Genomic DNA, 3091 nt, shown 5'->3' with positions numbered 1-3091 from the left:
TAGGTCTTGGGATTGAAAATTGATTGGTAAAATAGGAAAATGTTTGCTTACTGCCTAGACAAAATCGAGCCTCATAATCCTCCGAACTATGGATTTTTGACTATTCAACCTATCTTTATTTGGTGCAATTGCTAGCAAAATTTTATCAGCGAATTACATGGCTTTCCTTTGATGTTGTTTTTGGAGCAATGGCGGGAATGTTGTTTTTTACCAGACTTCTTCGAGTAAATGTATTTTGGGAAGCTTATGCCTTACTAGGCATGGCTGTATGGTGTATTTATACGGCTGATCATCTATTGGATTCCCGAAAACTCCCGATCGGATTGTCTGAAGACAGACATAAATTTCATCGAAATCATTTCAAAGCTTTGCTGATTTCCTTGTTGGTGGTTGGTTTGGTAGGCATATTTGGTGCAATCTCATTTTTCGGATTTTCGGTAGAACTGTTTCTTGGAGCCGGATTGGGAGTTTTGATTTTAGGCATTATGCTGTTTATCCGAAAGTTTGTAGCCAAAAACGTCTGGCTAAAAGAACTAAGTTCTGCAGTTTTATATGTTGTTGGGATTTCTTGGTTTCCTTGGTATCAAGTAGAGCCTATTGAGTATAGCTGGGCTGCATTCACTATGACCATTGTTTATATGGGATTAGCCTATTTGAATTTGATGATGCTTTCCAACCTAGATTCTGAGAAAGACAAAGAGTATGGTTTTCATTCAATTTCTACCATGCTCTCTCCAGAGGAGCATGTTAAGATTATTCATCAGTTGGCAGTTATACTCCTCATTATTTCTGCACTTGCCCTTATTTTCTTTAACTCACTTCAAAGGATTTTCCCGGCAATTCTCCTGCTGATGCTTTTTATACATTATCAGAGTTTTTTTAACTCAAAATTGAACTCTGTGCAAATAAGGATGCGAATGGAAGCCACTTTTATGATTCCTGGAATCCTATTACTTTTTTAAACAAAAGCACTGTGCCCGGTGATCGCTCTACCTACAATCAGTGAGTTGATTTCCTTTGTGCCCTCGTAACTATAGACCGCCTCAGCATCTGCGACGAATCTAGCGATATCATGTCGAAGCAAAATTCCATTTCCACCGAATAGCTCACGGGAATGATCCACAATAGATCGCATCCGAAGCGTACAGAATACCTTAGCCAATGAGGCATGTTCATCCTTGAGAATATCACTATCCTGCATCTCAGAAAGCCTGAAGACCATTGTTTGCATCGCTGTCAAATCGCCAAGCATTGTGACTAGCAGGTCCTGCACTAACTGAAAAGATGCAATAGGCCTACCAAATTGTTTCCTTTCATTGGTATAAGCCAATGCCAATTCATAAGCTCCTCTAGCACATCCCACAGCTTGCCAAGCTACACCTGCCCTTGTCATTCTTAGCACTTTCGCAGTATCTCTAAAAGAGTTAGCTTCCTGCAATCTATCTGATTCCGGAACCTCACATTTTGTCAAAGTGATCAAGGCATTTTGAACAGTTCGTAAGGCCATTTTATCTTCAAGTTTTTCTGCCAAAAAGCCTGGATTTTCTTTTCTGACAATGAACCCTTTCACTTGCTGATCATCTAAATCTCTTGCCCAGATAATCGTGATATCTGAAAAAGTAGCATTTCCGATCCATTTTTTCTGTCCATTTAAAACCCATACATCACCTTCTCTTTTACATGTTGTGGTCAATCCGCCGGCCACTCCAGACCCAACTTCTGGCTCAGTCAAACCAAATGCTCCAATTTTCTCAAGCTTTTGCATGGATGGTAGCCACTCCTTTTTCTGTTCTTCTGATCCACAGAGATAAATAGAACCCATAGCCAATCCACTTTGCACCCCAAAAAAAGTAGATGTAGAAGTATCTATTCTTGACATCTCCATGGCAATAAACCCTTCCAGTAACGCGGAATGTCCCGGACATCCATAACCTTGGTATGTTAGACCTGCGATATCTAATTCCGCCATTTTGGGAATAATATGCATGGGAAACTCTCCCCGATTCCAATAATCATTTGCAATGGGTTTGATCTCTCGCTCCATAAATTCCCGGACGCGCAATTGAATTTCCCGCTCATGAGGTGGGAGGCTTTTTCCAAGCTCATAGAAGTCGCCATTGACTGCAGGGATTGTTTTTGGTTTACTTCCTCCTTTAAGCATTCCCATCATTTTAGATAAATCTTCTTCGCTCATTTTGGAAACAAGATTTACCATTTTGGGTAAGTCTACTTTCTGGGATAGTTTCGAAATCTGGTCTAAATCTACATTCGATAAAATCTGACGTAGGCCAGACAAGGATTTAAATATATTTTTCATCTGTTTGTGATTTTTTTATGGTCAATCTAGCAGGGATTTAATCATCTTAATTCTTCTCATTTCTTGCCATTCTTGATTTCATAAAGAGTATTTTGGGTTTTGACTAAGTTACATTTTCTTTTTGATGAAAGACAGATACAACTTTATTGCTCCTTATTACAACCAACTTGCCAAGTTGGTCTTTGGAAAACGCTTGAAGGAAGCAAAGACCTGCTTTATTTCTTATTTAAAAAGTAAGAAAATTTTAATTATTGGAGGAGGAGATGGTCTGGATTATCAAGAAATCCAATCAAATCTAAGTGGAGAATACTGGGAGTTATCAAGTTCAATGTTGGAACTGGCGAAAGAAAACCTCAAGAAAAGCAGACTAAATTTTTATTTGGGAAATTTTCAAAGGAAGAAGGATATCCTGTTTGATGAAGTTTGGTTTCACTTTGTATTGGATACGATGAGTGATGAAGAAATTGAAGGAATCTTGAATGAAATTAAAATTGTATTAAAGGAAAAAGGTAAGGTTTACTTAGTTGATTTTTTTCAGCCTATCACTAGCAAGCAAAAATTCCTTCATCAAATTATGATTTTGTTCTTCAGACTTTTAACCTCCCATAAAAGGGGGAATATTCCTGATTATGAAATAATCCTGACGAAAAATGGTTTGGTTTTGGAAAAAGAGAAAGACTTTTTAAAAGGTTGGGTAAAGGCCCAAATATGGGCAAAGAATAATTAGTTGCTGATTTTAGCTTTGTCAATGATCTTTGAAATCATATCATCATA

3 protein-coding genes are annotated in these 3091 nt (G+C 37.9%); 2 read left to right on the top strand and 1 reads right to left on the bottom strand.

The genetic code is table 11. From position 1 onward, the window contains the following. Positions 1-119 precede the first annotated feature (119 nt). Positions 120-962, top strand: coding sequence for a hypothetical protein (locus tag Q0L68_RS18730; RefSeq protein ID WP_296705776.1), 843 nt, complete (start codon positions 120-122; stop codon positions 960-962). On the opposite strand, the gene Q0L68_RS18725 is transcribed toward Q0L68_RS18730, so the two are convergent. Beyond that, positions 959-2317: an acyl-CoA dehydrogenase family protein gene (locus Q0L68_RS18725; protein WP_296705775.1), complete on the bottom strand. Its 1359-nt coding sequence runs from the start codon at positions 2315-2317 to the stop codon at positions 959-961. The two genes, Q0L68_RS18730 and Q0L68_RS18725, sit on opposite strands and share 4 nt — an antisense overlap. 124 nt (positions 2318-2441) lie before the next feature. On the opposite strand from Q0L68_RS18725, the gene Q0L68_RS18720 reads away from it, so the two are divergent. Beyond that, the gene (locus Q0L68_RS18720; protein ID WP_296705774.1) at positions 2442-3044 is read left to right on the top strand and encodes a class I SAM-dependent methyltransferase; all 603 of its coding nucleotides are present in this window, start codon (positions 2442-2444) and stop codon (positions 3042-3044) included. The last annotated feature ends 47 nt before the right edge of the window (positions 3045-3091 follow it).

Source organism: Algoriphagus sp., assembly GCF_024642405.1.
Taxonomy (GTDB): Bacteria; Bacteroidota; Bacteroidia; order Cytophagales; family Cyclobacteriaceae; genus Algoriphagus.
The sequence above is the reverse complement of the archived record's forward strand: the minus strand, read 5'-3'. Positions and strand labels throughout refer to the sequence as shown.